Annotated in this window: 22 protein-coding genes; 12 read left to right on the top strand and 10 right to left on the bottom strand. The window is 65.2% G+C overall.

Going from position 1 to position 18859, the window contains the following annotated elements; translation table 11 throughout:
- The first annotated feature begins 56 nt into the window (after window positions 1–56).
- Entirely contained in the window at window positions 57–719 is a 663-nt protein-coding gene (locus PHA8399_RS04685) for a GntR family transcriptional regulator (protein WP_008556941.1), read from the top strand.
- A 9-nt stretch (window positions 720–728) separates the two neighbouring features.
- On the opposite strand, the gene PHA8399_RS04690 is transcribed toward PHA8399_RS04685, so the two are convergent.
- From PHA8399_RS04690 to PHA8399_RS04700, 3 genes are all read right to left on the bottom strand, one after another.
- Window positions 729–1601 (bottom strand): DUF1206 domain-containing protein, encoded by an 873-nt coding sequence (locus tag PHA8399_RS04690; protein WP_058285027.1) that lies wholly within the window; start codon window positions 1599–1601, stop codon window positions 729–731.
- A gap of 169 nt (window positions 1602–1770) precedes the next feature.
- Window positions 1771–2733 (bottom strand): acetyl-CoA carboxylase carboxyltransferase subunit alpha, encoded by a 963-nt coding sequence (locus PHA8399_RS04695; protein ID WP_058285028.1) that lies wholly within the window; start codon window positions 2731–2733, stop codon window positions 1771–1773.
- Between the two features lie 159 nt (window positions 2734–2892).
- Entirely contained in the window at window positions 2893–3489 is a 597-nt protein-coding gene (locus PHA8399_RS04700; protein ID WP_058285245.1) for a LysE family translocator, read from the bottom strand.
- Window positions 3490–3562: 73 nt separating this feature from the next.
- On the opposite strand from PHA8399_RS04700, the gene PHA8399_RS04705 reads away from it, so the two are divergent.
- Window positions 3563–4015: an Lrp/AsnC family transcriptional regulator gene (locus tag PHA8399_RS04705; RefSeq protein ID WP_058285029.1), complete on the top strand. Its 453-nt coding sequence runs from the start codon at window positions 3563–3565 to the stop codon at window positions 4013–4015.
- 442 nt (window positions 4016–4457) lie between these two features.
- Here the strand turns inward: PHA8399_RS04705 and PHA8399_RS04710 are convergent, their stop codons facing one another.
- Both PHA8399_RS04710 and PHA8399_RS04715 read right to left on the bottom strand, forming a co-directional pair.
- Window positions 4458–5051 carry a hypothetical protein gene (locus PHA8399_RS04710; protein WP_058285030.1) on the bottom strand — a complete coding sequence of 198 codons (594 nt, stop codon included), beginning with the start codon at window positions 5049–5051 and terminating at the stop codon, window positions 4458–4460.
- Window positions 5052–5150: 99 nt separating this feature from the next.
- Window positions 5151–6110, bottom strand: a complete 960-nt coding sequence (locus tag PHA8399_RS04715; RefSeq protein WP_058285031.1) for an L-malyl-CoA/beta-methylmalyl-CoA lyase — start codon at window positions 6108–6110, stop codon at window positions 5151–5153.
- Between the two features lie 174 nt (window positions 6111–6284).
- On the opposite strand from PHA8399_RS04715, the gene PHA8399_RS04720 reads away from it, so the two are divergent.
- The 6 genes from PHA8399_RS04720 (at window position 6285) to PHA8399_RS04745 (ending at window position 12224) form a co-directional block, all read left to right on the top strand.
- Window positions 6285–7556: an MFS transporter gene (locus PHA8399_RS04720; protein WP_058285246.1), complete on the top strand. Its 1272-nt coding sequence runs from the start codon at window positions 6285–6287 to the stop codon at window positions 7554–7556.
- A gap of 110 nt (window positions 7557–7666) precedes the next feature.
- A complete protein-coding gene (gene dgcN, locus PHA8399_RS04725; protein WP_058285032.1) occupies window positions 7667–8668 on the top strand; it encodes an N-acetyltransferase DgcN in 1002 nt (333 codons plus the stop codon).
- A 152-nt stretch (window positions 8669–8820) separates the two neighbouring features.
- The gene (gene dgcA / locus PHA8399_RS04730) at window positions 8821–9786 is read left to right on the top strand and encodes an N-acetyl-D-Glu racemase DgcA (protein WP_058285033.1); all 966 of its coding nucleotides are present in this window, start codon (window positions 8821–8823) and stop codon (window positions 9784–9786) included.
- A 10-nt stretch (window positions 9787–9796) separates the two neighbouring features.
- Entirely contained in the window at window positions 9797–10657 is an 861-nt protein-coding gene (locus PHA8399_RS04735; protein ID WP_058285034.1) for a D-amino-acid transaminase, read from the top strand.
- A 328-nt stretch (window positions 10658–10985) separates the two neighbouring features.
- Window positions 10986–11189 carry a hypothetical protein gene (locus tag PHA8399_RS04740; RefSeq protein WP_058285035.1) on the top strand — a complete coding sequence of 68 codons (204 nt, stop codon included), beginning with the start codon at window positions 10986–10988 and terminating at the stop codon, window positions 11187–11189.
- Window positions 11190–11387: 198 nt separating this feature from the next.
- Window positions 11388–12224 (top strand): CE1 family esterase, encoded by an 837-nt coding sequence (locus PHA8399_RS04745; protein ID WP_058285036.1) that lies wholly within the window; start codon window positions 11388–11390, stop codon window positions 12222–12224.
- Between the two features lie 36 nt (window positions 12225–12260).
- Here the strand turns inward: PHA8399_RS04745 and PHA8399_RS04750 are convergent, their stop codons facing one another.
- Complete coding sequence (locus PHA8399_RS04750) at window positions 12261–13088, bottom strand: dienelactone hydrolase family protein (protein ID WP_058285037.1); 828 nt, start codon at window positions 13086–13088, stop codon at window positions 12261–12263.
- A 73-nt stretch (window positions 13089–13161) separates the two neighbouring features.
- Between PHA8399_RS04750 and PHA8399_RS04755 the strand changes: the two genes are divergently transcribed.
- Window positions 13162–13650 (top strand): winged helix-turn-helix transcriptional regulator, encoded by a 489-nt coding sequence (locus PHA8399_RS04755; RefSeq protein ID WP_244270152.1) that lies wholly within the window; start codon window positions 13162–13164, stop codon window positions 13648–13650.
- 92 nt (window positions 13651–13742) lie between these two features.
- Here PHA8399_RS04755 and PHA8399_RS04760 read toward each other — a convergent pair whose 3' ends face one another.
- The 3 genes from PHA8399_RS04760 to PHA8399_RS04770 form a co-directional block, all read right to left on the bottom strand.
- A complete protein-coding gene (locus tag PHA8399_RS04760; RefSeq protein ID WP_058285038.1) occupies window positions 13743–14057 on the bottom strand; it encodes a DUF1244 domain-containing protein in 315 nt (104 codons plus the stop codon).
- A gap of 80 nt (window positions 14058–14137) precedes the next feature.
- Window positions 14138–14377: a DUF6868 family protein gene (locus PHA8399_RS04765; RefSeq protein ID WP_058285039.1), complete on the bottom strand. Its 240-nt coding sequence runs from the start codon at window positions 14375–14377 to the stop codon at window positions 14138–14140.
- A 148-nt stretch (window positions 14378–14525) separates the two neighbouring features.
- A complete protein-coding gene (locus PHA8399_RS04770; RefSeq protein ID WP_058285040.1) occupies window positions 14526–15263 on the bottom strand; it encodes an N-formylglutamate amidohydrolase in 738 nt (245 codons plus the stop codon).
- A gap of 119 nt (window positions 15264–15382) precedes the next feature.
- On the opposite strand from PHA8399_RS04770, the gene pyk reads away from it, so the two are divergent.
- The 3 genes from pyk to rplT all read left to right on the top strand — a co-directional run bounded on the left by pyk (window position 15383) and on the right by rplT (window position 17694).
- On the top strand, window positions 15383–16828 hold the full coding sequence (pyk, locus tag PHA8399_RS04775; protein WP_058285041.1) for a pyruvate kinase: 1446 nt from the start codon (window positions 15383–15385) through the stop codon (window positions 16826–16828).
- A 284-nt stretch (window positions 16829–17112) separates the two neighbouring features.
- On the top strand, window positions 17113–17313 hold the full coding sequence (gene rpmI / locus PHA8399_RS04780) for a 50S ribosomal protein L35 (protein WP_008557770.1): 201 nt from the start codon (window positions 17113–17115) through the stop codon (window positions 17311–17313).
- 15 nt (window positions 17314–17328) lie between these two features.
- Entirely contained in the window at window positions 17329–17694 is a 366-nt protein-coding gene (rplT, locus tag PHA8399_RS04785; RefSeq protein ID WP_008557989.1) for a 50S ribosomal protein L20, read from the top strand.
- Between the two features lie 88 nt (window positions 17695–17782).
- Here the strand turns inward: rplT and PHA8399_RS04790 are convergent, their stop codons facing one another.
- Window positions 17783–18691 (bottom strand): hypothetical protein, encoded by a 909-nt coding sequence (locus PHA8399_RS04790; protein WP_058285042.1) that lies wholly within the window; start codon window positions 18689–18691, stop codon window positions 17783–17785.
- Window positions 18692–18859 lie beyond the last annotated feature (168 nt).

Here is an 18859-nt window from a genome sequence, read left to right on the forward strand (position 1 = left end):
CACTGCGCGCGGAACTGTCCGCTTGACCGGGGCGTGGTTTGTGATCACATGAGGGCATGAATCTGACTGCCCGCTCCTCTCAGGATGCCGCCTCTGCCTCCGTTCCTGCGCATGACCGTGTTTACCGGTCCCTGCGCACCCGCATCATGCATGGCGAGATCACGCCCGGCGCCGCGCTCACCCTGCGCGGCATCGGCCGCGAATTCGAAGTCTCGATGACGCCCGCGCGCGAAGCGGTGCGGCGGCTGGCTGCCGAAGGCGCGCTGTTCCTGTCCTCCTCGGGCCGGGTGTCGACGCCGGAACTCAGCAACGAGCGGATCGAGGAGCTGGCCGCCCTGCGTGCCCTGCTGGAGGTGGAGCTTGCCAGCCGCGCCCTGCCGCGCGCCCATATCGCCCTGATCGACCGGCTGCAGATGATCAACACAACGGTGGCCGAGATGGTCTCCAAACGCGATGCGGTCGGCTACATCCGCACCAACCTGGAGTTTCACCGCACCCTCTACCTGCGCGCCCAGGCGCCGGCGATGCTGGCGATGGCGGAAACCGTCTGGCTGCAGCTTGGCCCCACCATGCGGGCGCTGTACGGCCGCTTGCGCCGCACCGACCCGCCGCAAAACCACCGGCTGATCATCGCGGCGCTCAAGGCAGGGGATGAGCCGGGCCTGCGGCTGGCCGTGCGCTCCGATGTGACCCAAGGGTTGCGGCTGCTGGCGGGCTAGGCGCGGGCCTCAGCTTTTGTCCAGCGCCGCGCGCAGGGTTTCGGTCGCGCTGTCCGAGGCTTTCGGCACAATCCGGTACAGTGCATTGACCAGGCAGAACAGAGCGAACCCCAGCAGGCCGACGCAAAGCACGGTCACCAGAATGCGGCCATACACCTTGTCATGCAGCCAGTCGAACGCAGTTCCGATACCGGCCTCAGGCGCGCCGGAGGCAGACAAGGCTGCTTGCAGGATCAAGAACCCGATAATGGCAATCACCACCCCATGCGCCGCCAGCCCGGCCTTCAGGGCGGAGTTCAGGTGCAGGGTGACAGGATTGGCCCGCAGGTGGTTGCGGTAGGTCTCTTTCCAGGCCTTGCGGATGTAATACCCGCCGGCCCCGATGGTCAGGATCCCCGCTATCCCCAGCGCGGCCTTTCCGGCCGCACTGTTGAAATAGCCGCTCAAGCCGCCGCCGCCTTCCGCCGCCTCGCCGGATCCGGTCAGCACCGACAGGGCCAGAATGCCAAGGCCCAGGTGGATCAGCCCGGTCACAATCATGCCGGCGCGCGCGATCAGCCCTTTCGCGCCGCTGCCGTAGGCTTCCAAATCCCAGAAACTGTCCGCCATGCGCCACACCGCATAGGCAAACAGCCCGATCGTGATGAGGATGATGACCGCCGTGCCCCAGCCGCCTTGCAGCCATTCCAGCGCCGCCGCCGTGCCCTTGGCCTCGCCGCCCTCCCAGATCGAGCGCAGCGACACGCCGGCCACCGCCAGATAGACCAGGGCGCGGCCCGCATATCCGGTTCGCATCACCGGCACCGCCCAGGCAAAATCCGCCGGATCCACATCCTGCAGACGCTTGCGGCGGGCATCGGTGAAAAAGCTGTCAGAGGTCATGGCATCAAATCCCGGCTGGGCAAAGAGAGGGCTCTCTCTAACTCAATGCGCCAAACCCGGTTTTGTTCCCGCTTGTTACCGCGCCCGCGCCGCCGCGGCGGCGCGGCCCTGAAACGGCAAAGCCCGGCACAGCGGCCGGGCTTCCAAATTCACCAGATTGTCCGGGCTGTTATGCCGCCAGCCCCTTGGAGCCGATGTCCAGAAACTTCTGGCGCCGGTCCTTAACCAGCTCGGCGGCGTCCTTGTCCATGAGCTCGTCCAGCATCTCCTGGATGGCGCCGCCAACGGCCTTAATTGCCGCTTTCGGATCCCGGTGTGCGCCGCCCAGCGGCTCCGGGATGATCCGGTCATTGACGCCCAGCTTGTTCAGATCCTGCGCCGTCAGCCGCAGCGCTTCCGCCGCTTCGCGCATCTTCTCTGCATCCTTCCACAGGATCGAGGCGCAGCCCTCCGGCGAGATCACCGAGTAAATCGAGTGCTCCAGCATCGCCACCCGGTTGGCGGTGGCAAAGGCCACCGCGCCGCCAGACCCGCCTTCGCCGATGATCACCGAAATCAGCGGCACGCCGATCTTGAGGCACATCTCGGTCGACCGCGCGATCGCTTCCGACTGGCCGCGCTCTTCGGCGCCCTTGCCGGGATAGGCGCCGGCCGTATCCACCAGGGTGATCACCGGCAGCTTGAACCGGCTGGCCATCTCCATCAGCCGCACCGCCTTGCGGTAGCCCTCGGGCCGCGCCATGCCGAAGTTGCGCTCGATCCGGGATTTGGTGTCGCTGCCCTTCTCATGGCCGATCACCACCACCGGCTGGTCGTTGAACCGGGCCAGCCCGCCCATCACCGCCAGGTCATCGGCAAAATTCCGGTCGCCGGCCAGCGGCGTGTACTCGGTGAACAGCGCCTCGATGTAATCCTTGCAATGAGGGCGTTCGGGATGGCGCGCCACCTGGCATTTGCGCCAGGGCGTCAGGCTCTTGTAGAGGTCCTTCAGCAGCTGCGCCGCCTTGGCGTCCAGCGCCTTGGCCTCATCCGCCACATCCATTTCCTCATTCGCGCGCGCCAGCGCCCGCAGCTCTTCCGCCTTGCCCTCGATTTCGGCCAGCGGTTTTTCGAATTCCAGATACTGGGTCATGTTGCCTCTGCTCTGCAGGTTTGCAGCTATATGGCCTTCTGCGCCGCAAGATGCAACTCGGCAAGATCCGGGATCACCGACCTGGGCGCCACAGGCTGCCACCGCGCGGCAGCAGCAGCGCCGCCAAGCGCTAAGCCCGGACAGAGAGAGGGCCCCGCCTTATTGCGGCCAGATCACCGGATAGAGCGAGGCCACCAGCAGCGCCGCCATGGTCCAGTTGAACAGAACCAGGCGGCGCGGGCTGGTCAGGAACCGCGCCATCTGCTGGCCCAGCACCGTCCAGGAGCCGACAGAGGGCAGGTTGATGGCGCCAAACACCACCCCCACCAGCAGGATCGCCGCCAGGGTCTGATCCGGCGTGTAGACGCTGATCGCCGTGAGGGCCATCGCCCAGGCCTTGGGGTTCACCCACTGAAACGCCGCCGCCTGCAGAAACGTCATCGGGCGGCCCTCCGCCCCCTTCGCCTGCACCGGCGCGGCATTTGCAATTTTCCATGCGAGCCACAGCAGATAGGCGACCGACACCACCTTCAGCACCGTGTAGCTGACCGGGAAGGCATCAAACACCTGCACCAGCCCGGCACCCACCAAGAGCACCATGAACACAAACCCCAGTGCCACCCCCAGCATATGCGGGATGGTGCGGCGGAAGCCGAAATTGGCGCCGGAGGCCATCAGCATCAGGTTGTTCGGCCCCGGCGTGATCGAGGAGACAAAGGCAAACAGCGCCAGCGCGGTGAGGAGTTCATAAGTCATGCGCAAAATCATTGCGCCAAACGCGCCAAATGAAATTGCGTTTTGCTGTGTTCTGCGCCTATTTTCGCAACCAATGGCGAAAAATGACAAGATAAACCAGCAAATATTGCAAGAACTCAGCCGCGACGGCCGGATCAGCAATCTTGAGCTGGCAGAGCGCGTGGGCCTCTCCCCCTCCGCCTGCCTGCGCCGGGTGCAGGAGCTGGAGCGCGCAGGCGTCATCACCGGCTACCGCGCGGTGCTGGACCGGCAGAAGCTGGGTGTGGGTTTTGCCACCTACATCGGCGTCGGCCTGGGGGAGCACACCAAAGAGGCGCAGGAAGCTTTCGAGCGCGCAATGCAGGCGGCGCCGGAAGTGGTCGAATGCCACAATATCACCGGCACCATTGAATACCTGCTGCGCGTCGAATGCGCCGACCTGCCGAGCTACAAGCGGTTCCACACCGATATCCTCGGCACCTCGCCCTATGTCACCGCGATCACCACCTATGTGGTGATGGGCTCGCCCAAGGATCTGCGGGCGTGAACTCTGGCTGAGGCTGGATATTGAGTATTTGGGGAAAGATGAAAGACTGATGCGCTTCATCTTTCCCCAAATACTCACTGCGCTGCGTTGGCTTCAGACGCGCGGCTGCAGGTGTTGCGCACCCTGCGTACGCCGCTCTCACGGGATCTTAAGCCGCCGGTGGCAGTCTTGGCCCCGGTCGCGATCACCCGCCGGGGCTTGGCTCCCCGGCACCCTTGGAACCGGACTCCCGCCTGGCAGCGGGGCCGTGCAGAGACAACGTTTAGCACGCGGGCGGATACGCCCGTCCATCTCCGCCATTCTGGCGGCGCCGTCAGTCCTTAACCGCCTTCGCTGAACCGGCATACCGGACACAGCCAGACACGGAAGCAGCAGACCGGCAGGGCAGGGGCCTTGGCCGGGTAAAACCGCGTGACCCGTTGAGCGGGCGGAATCGCCCGCCCTACAGCAGCGCGCGCACCGCAATCTCCGGCGAAGCCAGCACCGGCACCTCAGTTTGCTGCCGCAGCAGCTCTGCCGCCCCCGCCATCGAAGCCTGCGCCAGCACGACGCAGGCAAAATCCATCGCCGCCAGCGCTTCGCAAACATCCCCGGCGATCGCAGCCGCAAACCCGGCGCTGTCCCCGGCCTCAAACAGCGGCCAGTGGCGGCCCAGCTCCAGGCAGGTGAGGTCCGGGTCGCACACGCCGAAGGCACGGCGGAGCAGCGCTGCTGAGGGCTCTGCCGTGCTCTGCAGGCAATAGGCCATCAGCACCGGCCCGCCAATGCGCGCCGCTTCCTGCATCATCGGCCAGTCGATGCGGGTGGCGCCGGCTGCCTCCGCCGCCGGGCCGAGGGTGGTGCAGGTGCATAGGACCGGCCCGTTAACTGCGGCGACCGCCGCGGCAATTTCCGCCCCAAGGGCGGCATCAATCCCATCCTGCGCCCGGTCCAGCCAGTCGGCGCGCACCTGCTGGTCCAGATCCGCCCCCGGCGCCAAAGCGCGAAAGGTTTCCACATGCACCGCAGCCGTATGCAGCAAGGTCAAATCCGGCATTCTTCTCTCCAACCAAAAAGGGCGCCCCCGCGGGCTTCTCTCCAACCAAAAAGGGCGCCCCCGCGGGACGCCCTTGAAACCTTCACGCGCGGACCGGCGTCAGCTGCCCGCGATCAGCTCGGCCTGCGCCACAATCACCTCAGCCTGCTTGATCGACGCGATGTCGACAAGACGGCCCTTGTAGACGGTGGCGCCGGCACCCGACGCCTTGGCCTCTTCCATCGCCGCCAGGATCTCGCGGGCTTCTGCCACCGCCTCTTCGGACGGGGTGAACACCTGATTGGCCAGCGCGATCTGGCTGGGGTGGATCGCCCATTTGCCGACCATGCCCAGCGTTGCCGAACGCTTGGCTTGCGCGATATAGCCCTCCTCGTCGGAGAAATCCCCGAACGGCCCGTCCACCGGCAGGATGCCATGAGTGCGGCAGGCCGCGACAATCGCCGCCTGCGCCCAGTGCCAGGGGTCGGACCAGTGCTTCTGGCCCTCGCGGATCATGTAGTAATTCTCTTGCGTGCCGCCGATGCCGGTGGTCTGCATCCCCATCGAGGCGGCAAAATCCGCAGCGCCCAGGCTCATCGCCTGCAGCCGCGGGGAGGATTTGGCGATCTCCTCCACATGGGCGATGCCCGCTGCGGATTCGATGATCACTTCAAAGGACACCGGCTTTGTCCGGCCCTTGGCGCGCTCGATGGCAGTGACCAGCGCGTCCACCGCATAGACATCCTCGGCGCAGCCCACCTTTGGGATCATGATCTGGTCGAGCCGATCGCCCGCCTGCTCCAAAATGTCCACCACGTCGCGGTACCAGTAGGGGGTGTCGAGCCCGTTGATCCGCACCGACAGGTATTTGCTGCCCCAGTCGACGCTGTTGATCGCCTCGATCACATTGGCGCGGGCCTGGTCCTTGTCGCTGGGCGCCACCGAATCCTCCAGGTCGAGGTTGATGACATCCGCTGCGGAGGCCGCCATCTTCTCGAACAGCTTCACTTTGGAGCCGGGGCCGAACAGCTGGCAGCGGTTGGGGCGCGCCGGGGCGGCGGGCTGGATACGGAAGCTCATGGGGCAATCCTCCGGGTAATGACATTTCAATTCTGCTGGGGTGAAGTGTTAGAAAGTTGCGCTGGCATGTGCAAGGGAATTTTGCACATGCAGAAAGCGCCGCTGCGCTGCGGCGCCGCAAACATTGCCGCAAACAGGCGCGCAGGGGCAGGCCGTCCGTGCGAGCAACCGGGCATGAGACGCGCATTCATTGAAAACTGGGCCCTGTTTCTGGGCATGCTGATGCTGATGGTGGCCAACGGCTTGCTGGTCACGCTGCTGACAATCCGGGGCGCGGGGCTGGGCTTCTCCGACCTTACCATCTCGATCATGCAGGCGGCCTATCCGGCTGGCGCCCTGCTGGGCACCGCGTTGGCGCCGGGGATGGTGGCCAAGGTGGGCCACATCCGGGCCTTTTCGGCGCTGGCGTCGCTGGTGTCGATCTCGGCGATCCTGCACCTGCTGACCTCGGATCCCTATTCCTGGTCGGCGATGCGGTTCCTGGCTGGCTTCTGCTATCCCGGCATGTATGTGATCACCGAAAGCTGGCTGCAGGCGAAGTCGGAAAACAGCAACCGGGCGCAGATCCTGTCGATCTATTTCATGATCTGGATGGCAGGGCCGGCCATAGGCACCGCGCTGGTGGCGCTGCCCGATCCCGGCGGCAACCTGTTGTTCGGGGTGGTGTCGATCCTGATTTCGCTGTCGATCGTGCCGCTGCTGCTGTCGGGCAACAAGGCGCCGGAATACCAGATGCCGGACCGGATGCCGGTGCGCAAGCTCTACCGGGTGTCGCCGATGGCGGTGCTCGGCAATCTGGTCAGCGCCGCCGCTGTGGCGGGCTGGTTTATCGCGCTGCCGCTTTATGCGCTGTCGCGCGGCATGAGTGCGGCAGAGGCTTCCGGCGTGCTGGTGGTGGCGATGGTTGTCGGCGCAGTGGTGCAGTATCCGGCCGGCTGGATCAGCGACAAGACCGACCGGCGGCTGGTGCTGATGGGGCTGGGCGTGATCGGCGGCGCTGCCTGCCTGTGGATGCTGGCCACCCCCGCGCCGCAGGCGCTGGTGATCGGCTTTGCGGTGCTCGCAGGCGCCAGCCTGCCGATGTATGCGGTCTGTTCGGCCCATGCCAACGACCAGCTGAAACCGGCGCAGATCGTGCCCGCCAGCGGCACCATGGTGTTCCTTTTGAACGTCGGCCAGTTCACCGGCACGCTGGCCGCCCCAAATATGGTCAGAATTGCTGACGGAAATGGATTGCTGATCCTGCTCGCAGTCCTGTGTTTTATGGTTGCAGGCGTTGCCGCGCTGCGGCGCAGTCAGGCCGATGCGCCAGAGGAAACCGGCTCTCAGCAGGCGATTGCAGTGCTTGGCGCGCCCCAAACCGGGGTGCTTCAGGCCGAATCCTGGCTGGAGGAGGAAAATAATGTCAGCAAGGGTGACGTAACGCGGGAATCTCCTGCAAAATGACAAAACAACAGGATAATCTTGCGTCTCGAAGGCGGCGCGCGGCGGAAAAGGTATGAACTTGTGCAGGAATCTCCGCAAACTCACCGGCAAGAGTGAAGAGGAAACCCGCCATGATCGAAACCCCTTATCTGCTGTTCCTGGGCGACGCGCCCGACATGCTGGCCGCCAAAGTTGCCATCGGCATCCGTGACTGGCGCCCCGACCACGCCATCGGCCAGATCACCCTGCCGGGCTGCGGCGCGGACCTGGGGCTGACCGAAATGACCCTGGCCGAGGCCAAGGAAGCCGGCGCCAAGACCCTGGTGATCGGCGTTGCCAACCGCGGCGGCGTGATCTCGCCCGCGTGGAAGAAGGTGCTGATCGAGGCGCTGGAGATGGGCTATGATCTGGCGTCCGGCCTGCACAACCTGCTGCGCGACGAAGGCGACCTGGTGGCCGCGGCCCAGACCCATGGCGGCACCCTGCACGACGTGCGCGTGCCCACCGTCGGCTATCCGATCGCCAACGGCAAACCGCGCAAGGGCAAGCGCTGCCTGGCGGTGGGCACCGACTGCTCGGTCGGCAAGATGTACACCGCGCTGGCGATGGACGCCGAGATGCAGAAGCGCGGCATGAAGTCGACCTTCCGCGCCACCGGCCAGACCGGCATCCTGATTACCGGCCACGGCGTGCCGCTGGACGCGGTTATCGCCGACTTCATGGCGGGGTCGATCGAATATCTGACCCCGGACAACGATGACGGCCACTGGGACCTGATCGAGGGCCAGGGCTCGCTGTTCCACATCTCCTACTCGGGCGTCACCATGGCGCTGGTGCACGGCGGCCAGCCGGACGCGCTGATCCTGTGCCACGAGCCGACCCGCACCCATATGCGCGGCCTGCCGGACTATGACGTGCCCACCCTGGAAGAGCTGCGCGACGTGGCCCTGCCGCTGGCACAGCGCGCCAACCCGGCCTGCAAGGTGGTCGGCGTCTCGGTCAACACCCAGCATCTGTCCGAGGACGAGGCGGTGAAATACCTCTCCGAGGTCGAAGAACGGATGGGCCTGCCCGCCGTTGACCCCTACCGCCACGGCGCCGGCCGTCTGGTGGACGCGCTGGCCGCGCTCTGATCTAACAGCCCCGCCGGAGGTGCCCAGGCGCAGCCAGGGATGCCTCCGGCGGGAGTATTTTGGGAAAGATGAAAAGGCAGGTGCCCCGGTTGCCGGGCATCGCGCCAAGGCCCGCTGCTGTTGCGCGCAGGGCCGCAGGAAAGGGCAGTTTCATGAAAATCACCGTCACCCCGGACGTCTTCAAACTGGCGCAGGTCTTCACCATCTCACGCGGCTCGCGCACCGAGGCCAAGGTGCTGACCGTGCGGGTGGAGAAGGACGGCGTCACCGGCTGGGGCGAATGCGTGCCCTATGCCCGCTATAACGAGACGCTGGAGAGCGTGACCGCCGAGATCAAGGGCCTGCCCGCCGATTTCACGCGGCAGGAGCTGCAATCGCTGCTGCCCGCCGGTGCCGCCCGCAATGCAGTGGATTGCGCGCTGTGGGATCTGGAGGCAAAGCAGGCCGGCAAGCGCGTCTGGGAACTGGCAGGCTTGCCGGAGCCCAAGGCGGAAATCACCGCCTACACGCTGTCGCTGGACACAGCAGACAAGATGCAGGCGCAGGCAGCGGAGAACGCCCACCGGCCGCTGCTGAAAATCAAGCTCGGCACCCCCGACGACATGCCGCGCCTGGAAGCGGTGCGGGCTGGCGCGCCGGAGGCGAAGATCATCATCGACGCCAATGAGGGCTGGTCGGCTGAGGTTTACGCCGAACTCGCCCCGCATCTTGTGCGCCTCGGCGTAGAGCTGGTGGAGCAGCCGCTGCCCGCGGGCGAGGACGAGGCCCTCATCGGGATGGAGCGCCCGGTGCCGGTCTGCGCCGATGAGAGCTGCCATGACCGCGAGAGCCTGCCCGGCCTCAAGGGCAAATACGACGTGGTCAACATCAAGCTGGACAAGACCGGCGGCCTGACTGAGGCACTGAAGCTGCGCGAGGCGGCGCTGGCTGAGGGTTATCAGGTGATGGTCGGCTGCATGGTCGGATCCTCGCTGGCGATGGCGCCCGCGACGCTTGTGGCGCAGGGTGCGGCGGTAACGGATCTTGACGGGCCGCTCTTGCTGGCCGAAGACCGCGAGGAACCTTTGACATTTGATGCCGGGGGCGTGCACCCGCCCAAGGCTGCCCTGTGGGGCTGAGGAGACAACAATGACCCGTACCGTTTATGTGAATGGCGAATACCTGCCCGAAGGTGAAGCCAAGGTTTCAATCTTTGACCGCGGCTTTCTGTTCGCCGATGCGGTTTATGAGGTGACCTCGGTCCTCGACGGCAAGCTGATCGACTTCGACGGCCACGCCGTGCGCCTGGAGCGCTCGCTGAAAGAGCTGGACATGGCGTCGCCCTGCTCCAAGGAAGAGCTGCTGGAGATCCACCGCAAGCTGGTGGAGCTGAACGGCATCGAAGAGGGCCTGGTGTACCTGCAGGTGACCCGCGGTTCCGACGGGGACCGGGATTTCGTGTTCCCCTCCGCGGACACCCCGCCGTCGCTGGTGCTGTTCACCCAGAACAAGCCGGGCCTGGCCGACAGCCCGGCCGCGCAAAAGGGCGCCAAGGTGATTTCGATCGAGGACATCCGCTGGGGCCGCCGCGACATCAAGACGGTGCAGCTCTTGTACCCGTCGATGGGCAAGATGATGGCCAAGAAGGCAGGCTGCGATGACGCCTGGCTGGTCGAGGACGGCTATGTGACCGAAGGCACCTCTAACAACGCCTATTACGTCAAGAACGGCAAGATCGTGACCCGGCCGCTCAGCAACGACATCCTGCACGGCATCACCCGCGCCGCGGTTCTGCGGCTGGCGGCAGAAGCGCAGATGGAGATCGAGGAGCGCCTGTTCACCATCGAGGAAGCCAAGGAGGCGGATGAGGCTTTCACCACCTCCGCCAGCGCCTTTGTGATGCCGGTGGTGGAGATCGACGGCGTGCAGCTGGGCGACGGCACCCCGGGCCCTATCGCGAAGCGCCTGCGCGAGATCTATCTGGAAGAAAGCCGCAAGAAAGCCGTCTGAGGCGGATTGCCGGCACGGATTGGAAAGCCGCCCCGGTGTGGGCGGCTTTTTCGCGTTTTGGGGAATCATGCGGCGCGATGCCGGGCGGTAAAATTGCGTGAAAAGGGCGCGATCCGGGTCTGCCAGGCAGGGGTACTGTTCGAGATTCGTCAATAATCGCTGCCGCAGCTGCGCCACTGTCGCCGGAAGCCGGCGCTTCCGCTCAGGATTTTAACTAATTTTATACAAAATGGGCGCGTCAACGGCGAAATAGGATAGTCTGGATTTCAGTTGAAGAGGCGCCGGGGGACGGGCCGCCTGCCAGAGTAACAAGCCGCGAAGGGGCCAGATGGAACAGTGTTATCAGCCGGAAATGGGTCAGATGGCGGCGGCGCAGGCTGCGGAGCCCAGCGACACCGAAATTCTTGCAGCCGTCCGCCGGGTGCTGACCGCCGAGGTGGTGGAGCATCCCGGCTACGCTCAGGCTCCCGCTCGGGGGGGCTGGTTTGCCGGGTCGCTGGCGGCACGGCTGGTCGGCAGGTTCCGCGGCTAGGCGCGCATCCGGGGGGGGAGCGCGCCCGGCTGCGGAACGGCCGCCGGTTATTGTTTAAGGAAATTCAAATGCAGGCCGCCCGGATCGGGCGGCCTTTTTTGCCGCCTGCGAGAATTTTCCTGCTGTACGGCGCAAGCGGCAGTGACCGCGGCGGAATGTGCTAGTCTGGGGCGGTGAACCAGGCAGGGAGGGGTGCAGATGCTGAGCCGGATTTGGATGCTGCTGGCAGCGGTGCTGATTGCCGCGCCCGCGGCGGCAGCGGACCAAACGGCAGGGTGCGGCGGCGAAATCCCCTGCGCGGTTGCGGGCGGCGAATACCGCATTGCCTTGCCGGCGGGCTGGCAGGGCGGCCCCGCTGTAATGTTTCTGCACGGCTATGGCAGCAGCGGCGCCAAGGTCATAGCAAACACCGGGCTGGTCAAGGCTTTCACCGCTCGGGGCTATGCGGTGATTGCCCCGAGCGGCCTGCCCTGGAGGCAGGGCAAGCCCGCGGACTGGTCCGTGCGCGACGGCTGGAACACCTATCCCCGCAACGACCTGGCCTTTCTGCGCGCGGTGCTGGCGGATGCTGCGGCGAATGCCGGCGTCGATCCGGACCGTTTGCTGCTGAGCGGGTTTTCCCGCGGCGGGTCGATGGTCTGGGAGGTGGCCTGTCTGGCGCCCGGCTTTGCCGCCGCCTATGCGGCGGTGTCGGGCGGGTTCTGGCTGCCGATGACGCAGGAGTGCAAGGGTCCGGTGCAGCTGCTGCATATTCATGGCTTTGCCGATACGGTTGTGCCGCTGGAAGGCCGCGCGATACCGGGCTCCGAAGCTGGGATCGTGCAGGGCGATATCTGGCAGGGGCTGCAGCTGTGGCGGCGGCAGAACACCTGCCCCAGCAATGCCGCGGGCCATGAGGCCGCAGACGGCGTCTGGCGCAAGCGCTGGGAGTGCCAGGCCGGCGGGCTGGAGCTGATCGTGCACCAAGGCGGCCATGGCCTGCCCAAGGGCTGGAGCGCCATGGCGCTCGACTGGTTCGAAGGGCTGGAGCGCTGAGCGGGGCAGGGCAGGGCTGCCCTGCCGTTTGTGCGATCAGCCGCCCTGCGTTAGCCGCTGCCTGAAGAACGCCAGGATCTCATCCCGCGCCTGCAGGGTCGGGTGGCCTGCCTCATCCACCAGATGCGCGGTGACCACGCTGTGCGGGGTGGGGACGTGTTTGGCAAAGAACGGCGGCACCTCCCGCGCGGCGGCGCTGTCCGGCAGGGTGCGGGCGTCAAAGCGGTCTCCCAAAGCCTCGGCGTAGGCCGCAAAGCGTTGTGCCTGGCAGAAGGCGTCGCCCTGGAACCGGTAGGCCAGAACGGTGAGGTCCTCGCGCTCCAGCCGCTCGCGCACGGCGGCCAGCTCCTCGGGCGGGCTTTCGAGGCCTGCGGGAGTGTCCAGCGGCAGCGACGGCTGCGCCAGAACCGGTGCCAGCATGGCGGGTTCCAGCATCATCGACAGGGCAAAGTTGCCGGTGAAGCACATGCCGATGGCACCGGTGCCGGGACCGCCGCATTCGCGATGAGCCAACCGCGCCAGCGCCCGCAGCCACTGGGTTACGGGACTGGCGCCGCCGCCCGCAAAGGCGCGGAACTCGGCGCTGACGCAGGCGCGGCGGAACACTTCGGCGCCGTCCTCTGCCGTGGCCGCAGCGCCGTCACGCCCGAACAGCGAGGGCATGTAGACGGTGAACCCCGCATCGCGCACCCAGCGGGCAAAGCGGGCCACATGCGGGCTGATCCCCGGCATCTCCGCCATCACGATCACCGCCGGGCCCTTGCCGGACACATGCACGGTTTTCTCTGAATTGTTGAGAGTGATCCGGCGCGGCTCGAAATCCTCAAGCGCGTCGTCGCGGTCCATGGGGTGTTGCTGGGTCATTGGGGTGTCCCTCCTGCCTGCGAATCTAAGTCTGAATTTTGAACTCAGATAGAAATCCCCTATCTGGGTCTGCATGTCAAACTCAGCTTCTGATTCCCGTGAAACCCCGCCCGCCGTCCGCCGCCGCGCCCTGGTGCCCAAGGAGCAGTGCCCGATGGCGCTGGCCGCCGAAATCCTGGGCGACCGCTGGACGCTGCTGATCCTGCGGGAGGCGTTTTACGGGGTGTGCCGCTATGACGATATGCGCGAAGACCTGAAGGCGCCGCGCTCCACCCTGACGGACCGGCTGAACAGTCTGGTGGCTCGGGGGATCCTGGAAAAGCGGCCCTATCAGGAGGCGGGCGACCGGGTGCGCCAGGCCTATGTGCTGACGCAGGCCGGGCAGGGGCTGGCGCTGACCTTTCTGGCGCTGGCGCAATGGGGGGAGGCGCATGTGACCGGCGGCGCCGCGCCGGTCGGGGTTGTGGACCGGGAGACCGGCGCGCCGCTGCACGTTGCATTGGTGGATGCGGAGGGCGCGCCGGCCGATCCTGCGCGCGCAGCCTTGCGGCTGAGGCGCTGAGGCCGCGGCCGCACCACCTCTTTTCACCTTTGGTCAAATACTCCGGGGTGAATTGGCCGTCAGGCCAAGAGGGGCAGCGCCCCTGCCGCCGCTTACTGCTTGTCCGTGACGTTTTCCTTGAACGCCACCTTGAATTCGGCCTGCTTCTCCGGGCTGGCCTCGGTCTGGTAGCTGGCTTTCCACTCTTCCATGGTCATGCCGTAGTAGATCTCGCGCGCCTCGGTCTTGTCCATGTCGATGCCGCGCTCGTTGGCGGCCTCCTGGTACCAGCGCGCCAGGCAGTTGCGGCAGAAGCCGGCCATGTTCATCAGGTCGATGTTCTGCACATCGGTGCGGTCTTCCATCAGGTGCTTTTGCAGGCGGCGGAAGGCGGCGGCCTGGATTTCGATCTCGGTTTGCTTGTCCATAGCAGAAAATCCTCGGGTAATCGGCGCGTATGCGCACAGGCCTAGCAGCCGCGGCAGGGGCGGGCAATGGCGGGCCGCGGTCAGATCAGCTGCAGCGCCAGCCAGGGGCCCAAGGCCGTTGCGAAGATAATGATCTTATAGGTGCCGAGCCAGCGGTAGAAGGTGAGGCTGACATCGGCAGGCGCCAGCCCGAACAGGCGGGCGTGCAGGCCGGCGGCCCAGTCGTGCATCAGCATCAGCAGAATGGCCGACAGGGTGAACAGGCCGATGTGCAAGACGGTCAGCCAGCCGAAAAAGGCAGAGAGGGCTTCCTGGGTCATGACGGCTCCCTTTCCGGAAAATCCCGCGTTTCTGTTACAGATATGGGGGCGGGGGGCCGGTTCGGCAACGCGGGCAGCTGTTTTCCGGCGCGGAAAACGGCCCGGAAAACACGTGTTTTCCGAGCCGGAATTCGCGCCGAATTCCGGGTCAGAGACCGGAGGCGTCCAGTGCCCGGGGCAGGATGCGGGCGAGGCGCTCGGCCCAGACGTGCTGGCCTGCGTGCTCGGCAATCAGGTCGTTGCGCAGCTCGATCAGCGTGTTGGGGCGGCCGGGCTTGGTGGCGTGAGTCTCGATCGCGTCGCCGGGCAGGTGGCCGGTGTAGGGCTCATTGACGCCGGCACACAGGCCGTCCTCGCGGTTCAGTTCCTCAATCACGAAGGGCGAGAACCGCTCGCCTTCGGGGAACAGGATACCGATTTCCCAGGGCCGCGGCGGCCGGCCGCGCAGCTGGCGGGTGAAGCTGTGGACCGAGACGATCACCGTGCGCGGCCGTTCCGCCAGCCGTGCCAAGGCGCGGTGGTAGGGGCGGTAGCAATTCTCCAGCCGTTCCTTCAGCTCTGCCGCGCCGGCGTGCCGGTTGGCGGGGATGATGGTGCCGTCATAAAGCTTCATCAGCAGGGTCGGGTCATCCTCGCCGCGGTTGGGGTCGATCACCAGGCGGGAGAAATTCGACGCCACCACCGGCGCATTCAGCATTTCGCCCAAGAGTTTCGACACCTCATAGGCGCCAACGTCATAGGCGATGTGGCGCTCCATATCCTCGCGGGGGAGGCCCAGGTCGCCGCCGCCGGCAAAGGGCGGCACAACATTTGTCGCATGATCGCAGGTGATCAGCCAGCGGGCGGGACGGTCGGCGCCGTGCACGAAATAGGGTGTATATGTCATGGGCCTGTCATCTTTTGGTGACGGCTGTTTAGGGGAGTTGCGGGAAAATGGGAATTAGGGGATAAGCAGCTCAACGCTGTTTGCGATAACATATTTCAGGTCCGGAGGAGTAGACCCCGATGAAACGCTCGCGCAATGTCAAGATTGTCGCCACCCTGGGGCCGGCTTCGGAAACCTATGAAACGATCCGCGCCCTGCATGAGGCCGGTGCCGATGTGTTCCGGCTGAACATGTCGCACGGCAGCCACCCGGAGATTGCCGAAAAGCACAAGATCATCCGGCAGGTGGAACAGGATCTCGACAGCCCGATTGCGATCCTGGCGGACCTGCAGGGGCCGAAACTGCGCGTCGGGGTCTTTGCCAATGGGGCCGAGGAGCTGGAGGAGGGGGCCAAGTTCCGCCTCGATCTGGATAAGGCCGAGGGCGATGCCAGCCGCGTCTGCCTGCCGCATCCGGAAATCTTTCAGGCGCTGGAGCCGGGCGCGCATCTTTTGGTCAATGACGGCAAGATCCGCCTGGTGGTGGACGCCTGCGGCCCGGATTTTGCCGACTGCACGGTGGAGGCCGGCGGCACGATTTCCAACCGCAAGGGGGTGAATGTGCCCGACGTGGTGCTGCCGCTGGCGGCGCTGTCGGAGAAGGACCGGGCGGATCTGGAATTTGTCTGCAATCTGGGCGTCGACTGGCTGGCGCTGTCTTTCGTGCAGCGGGCCAAGGACGTCTATGAGGCGCGCACGCTGGCCGATGGCCGCGCCGCGGTGCTGTCGAAGATCGAGAAGCCGCAGGCGGTGGAGGATTTCGAGGCGATCCTGGACGCCTCGGACGGTATCATGGTGGCGCGGGGCGATCTGGGCGTGGAGCTGCCGGTGGCAGCGGTGCCGCCGATCCAGAAGCGGCTGGTGCGCAAGTGCCGGGCCGCCGCCAAGCCGGTGATCGTGGCGACACAGATGCTGGAAAGCATGATCGAAAGCCCGATGCCGACCCGGGCCGAGGTCTCCGACGTGGCGACCGCCATCTATGAGGGCGCCGATGCGGTGATGCTGAGCGCCGAAAGCGCGGCCGGCCAGTATCCGGTGCAGGCGGTGCAGACCATGGACAAGGTGGCGATCGAGGTGGAGGCCGACCCGACCTATACCCAGATCATCGCCGCCTCGCGCTCTGCCAAGGGCACCACGGTGGCCGATGGCATCGTCGCCGCGGCGCGGGAGATTGCGGAGAAGACCGAGATTAAGGCGATCTGCTGTTTTACCCAATCGGGCACCACTGCGCTGCTGACCGCGCGCGAGCGTCCCGGCGTGCCGATCATCGCGATGACCCCGGTCAGCGCCACCGCGCGGCGGCTGTGCCTCAGCTGGGGCTGCAAATGCGTGATGACACCGGAGCTGGACCGCTTCAAGGGCGCGGTCGTGAATGCGGCGCGCGCGGCCCGGGCGGGCGGCTATGCCGGGGACACCGACCAGATCGTGGTCACCGCGGGGGTGCCGTTCAACGTGCCGGGCACCACCAACATCCTGCGCATTGCCCCCTGCGACGAGCGGCTGATTTACAGCACCGACCCGGAGTAACCGCACCCCGCTTAGCGGGCTGATTGCCGGGGGCGTTGCGCCCCCGGTGATGCCGCCTTGCGCGGGCGGCGCCCAACTGCTCACCTATGCCTGGGCGGCAAAGCCCGGCTGGGATGCCGGGAAAGACTGGCCTGGGGCGTTTTCCGGGATCCTCGGCGCTAATTCCAGAGATTCCGCTTGCCCCCCGGGTGAGGTTTGCTTAAAGGGCAGCTCTGTTCCGCGCGGCCGGCCGTCGAGGCATGCCGAGTCGCGCGTCTAGCGAACCCGCATTGAAGGAGACGGAAATGCCCAAGATGAAGACAAAATCGAGCGCCAAGAAGCGCTTTAAGGTGACTGCGACCGGCAAGGTTATCGCAGGTCAGGCCGGCAAGCGCCACGGCATGATCAAACGCACCAAGAAATTCATCCGTGACGCCCGCGGCACCACGGTTCTGTCGGCCCCCGACGCAAAGATCGTCAAGGGCTTCATGCCCTACGACCGCTAAGAGGAGATCTGAGATATGTCCCGCGTTAAAGGTGGTACCACGACTCACGCCCGTCACAAGAAGGTCATCAAGGCAGCCAAAGGTTACTACGGCCGCCGCAAGAATACCTTCAAGGTTGCCCGTCAGGCCGTCGACAAGGCGAACCAGTACGCAACCCGCGACCGTAAGAACCGCAAGCGCAACTTCCGCGCGCTGTGGATCCAGCGGATCAACGCGGCTGTGCGTTCGCATGACGAAGCGCTGACCTACTCCCGCTTCATCAACGGCCTGACCTTGGCCGGCATCGAAGTGGACCGTAAGGTTCTGGCCGACCTGGCCGTGCACGAGCCCGAAGCCTTCGGTGCGATCGTGCGCCAGGCACAGGACGCGCTGGCAGCCTAAGGCTCCAGACGGATCTGAATTCAGAAAAGGCCGCTCCGGTGTGGAGCGGCCTTTTTTATTGGCGGGCGCTGTCAGTTGCGGCGCAGTCTCAGTTGCATTCCACGATCATCAGCCCCGTGGTTTCGTCCAGCCGTGTTGACACGCGGTCGGCGGGCAGATTTGCGCAATAGCCGTTCAGATCATAGTACCCAGCCAGGTTGGTGAATGATTGCTCGTCGACCAGACGGTAGTTGATTGCGTTATTGCCCGACGGAATGAACACGCTTTTTTTGGGGCTCCCATCGGGTGAGATAATGTCGCCGCGGGTGACTTCCAGATAGGCCCAGGCGTTCTCTGGCACGCTGATCTTCTGGGTTGTCTTGTTTGCGAGCACTTCTTCAAAGTCCCGGCCGATCGTGGTTTGGGAGGACCACTTGTAAGCGTATTCGGTTTCCACCGAGGCGGTGACGTAATAGGTGCCGGAAACGGAGGCGCTGGTTGTCACGCTGTGGGTCTGGGACAGCGCGCGTTCGTAGGATTCCGTTTTGCGGGAGGCAACTTCGGTATACTCGGTGAGCTCCATCCCGGGGGTGATCGCTCCAACAATGGCGGTGACGTCCCGGGCAAGGACCGTGCTGCTGCTGTAGCCCACCACGCAAACGGCATCGAGTGAATCGAGGAAGTTCCCGCTGCTGCCGCCCAGGGCGATCACAAGCAGGTCCTCCCGGGAACAGCCCAGTTCCGCGGACAGCAGTTTTTCGTCATTCAGGATGCCGCCCTGAAGTGTTGTGCCGTCTGTAAAATAGAATTTGAGCCCGCTGAGAAAGCTGTCACGTATGTCGTAGCCGATATCCTGGACGAGAATATCTGGCGACAGAGTGACCGAGTCGCCCATACCACCACCCTCGCCGCCGTGACGATCGCCGTTGAGGAAAATGGCGTCAATCAGAGTGCCGGTTTTGAGGCGCAACTCGCGCAGGGAAACAGGGTCGAACCGGCCGCCGCCGCCGCCGCCCATGTGGTGCTTAACGATCTTGCCGCCGCTCTCTTTGAGCTCCTTGATTTCGTTCTGGGAAAAACCGGAAGTTCCTTGCTGAATGCGCCGTCCATTGCAAACCCTTTCGATGAATAGTGAGCAATCAGAGATTGCACATTGCCATCTGGATTCGTCTTTAAAATGATGCTT

Origin of the sequence: Leisingera aquaemixtae (assembly GCF_001458395.1) — a bacterium.
GTDB lineage: Bacteria > Pseudomonadota > Alphaproteobacteria > Rhodobacterales > Rhodobacteraceae > Leisingera > Leisingera aquaemixtae.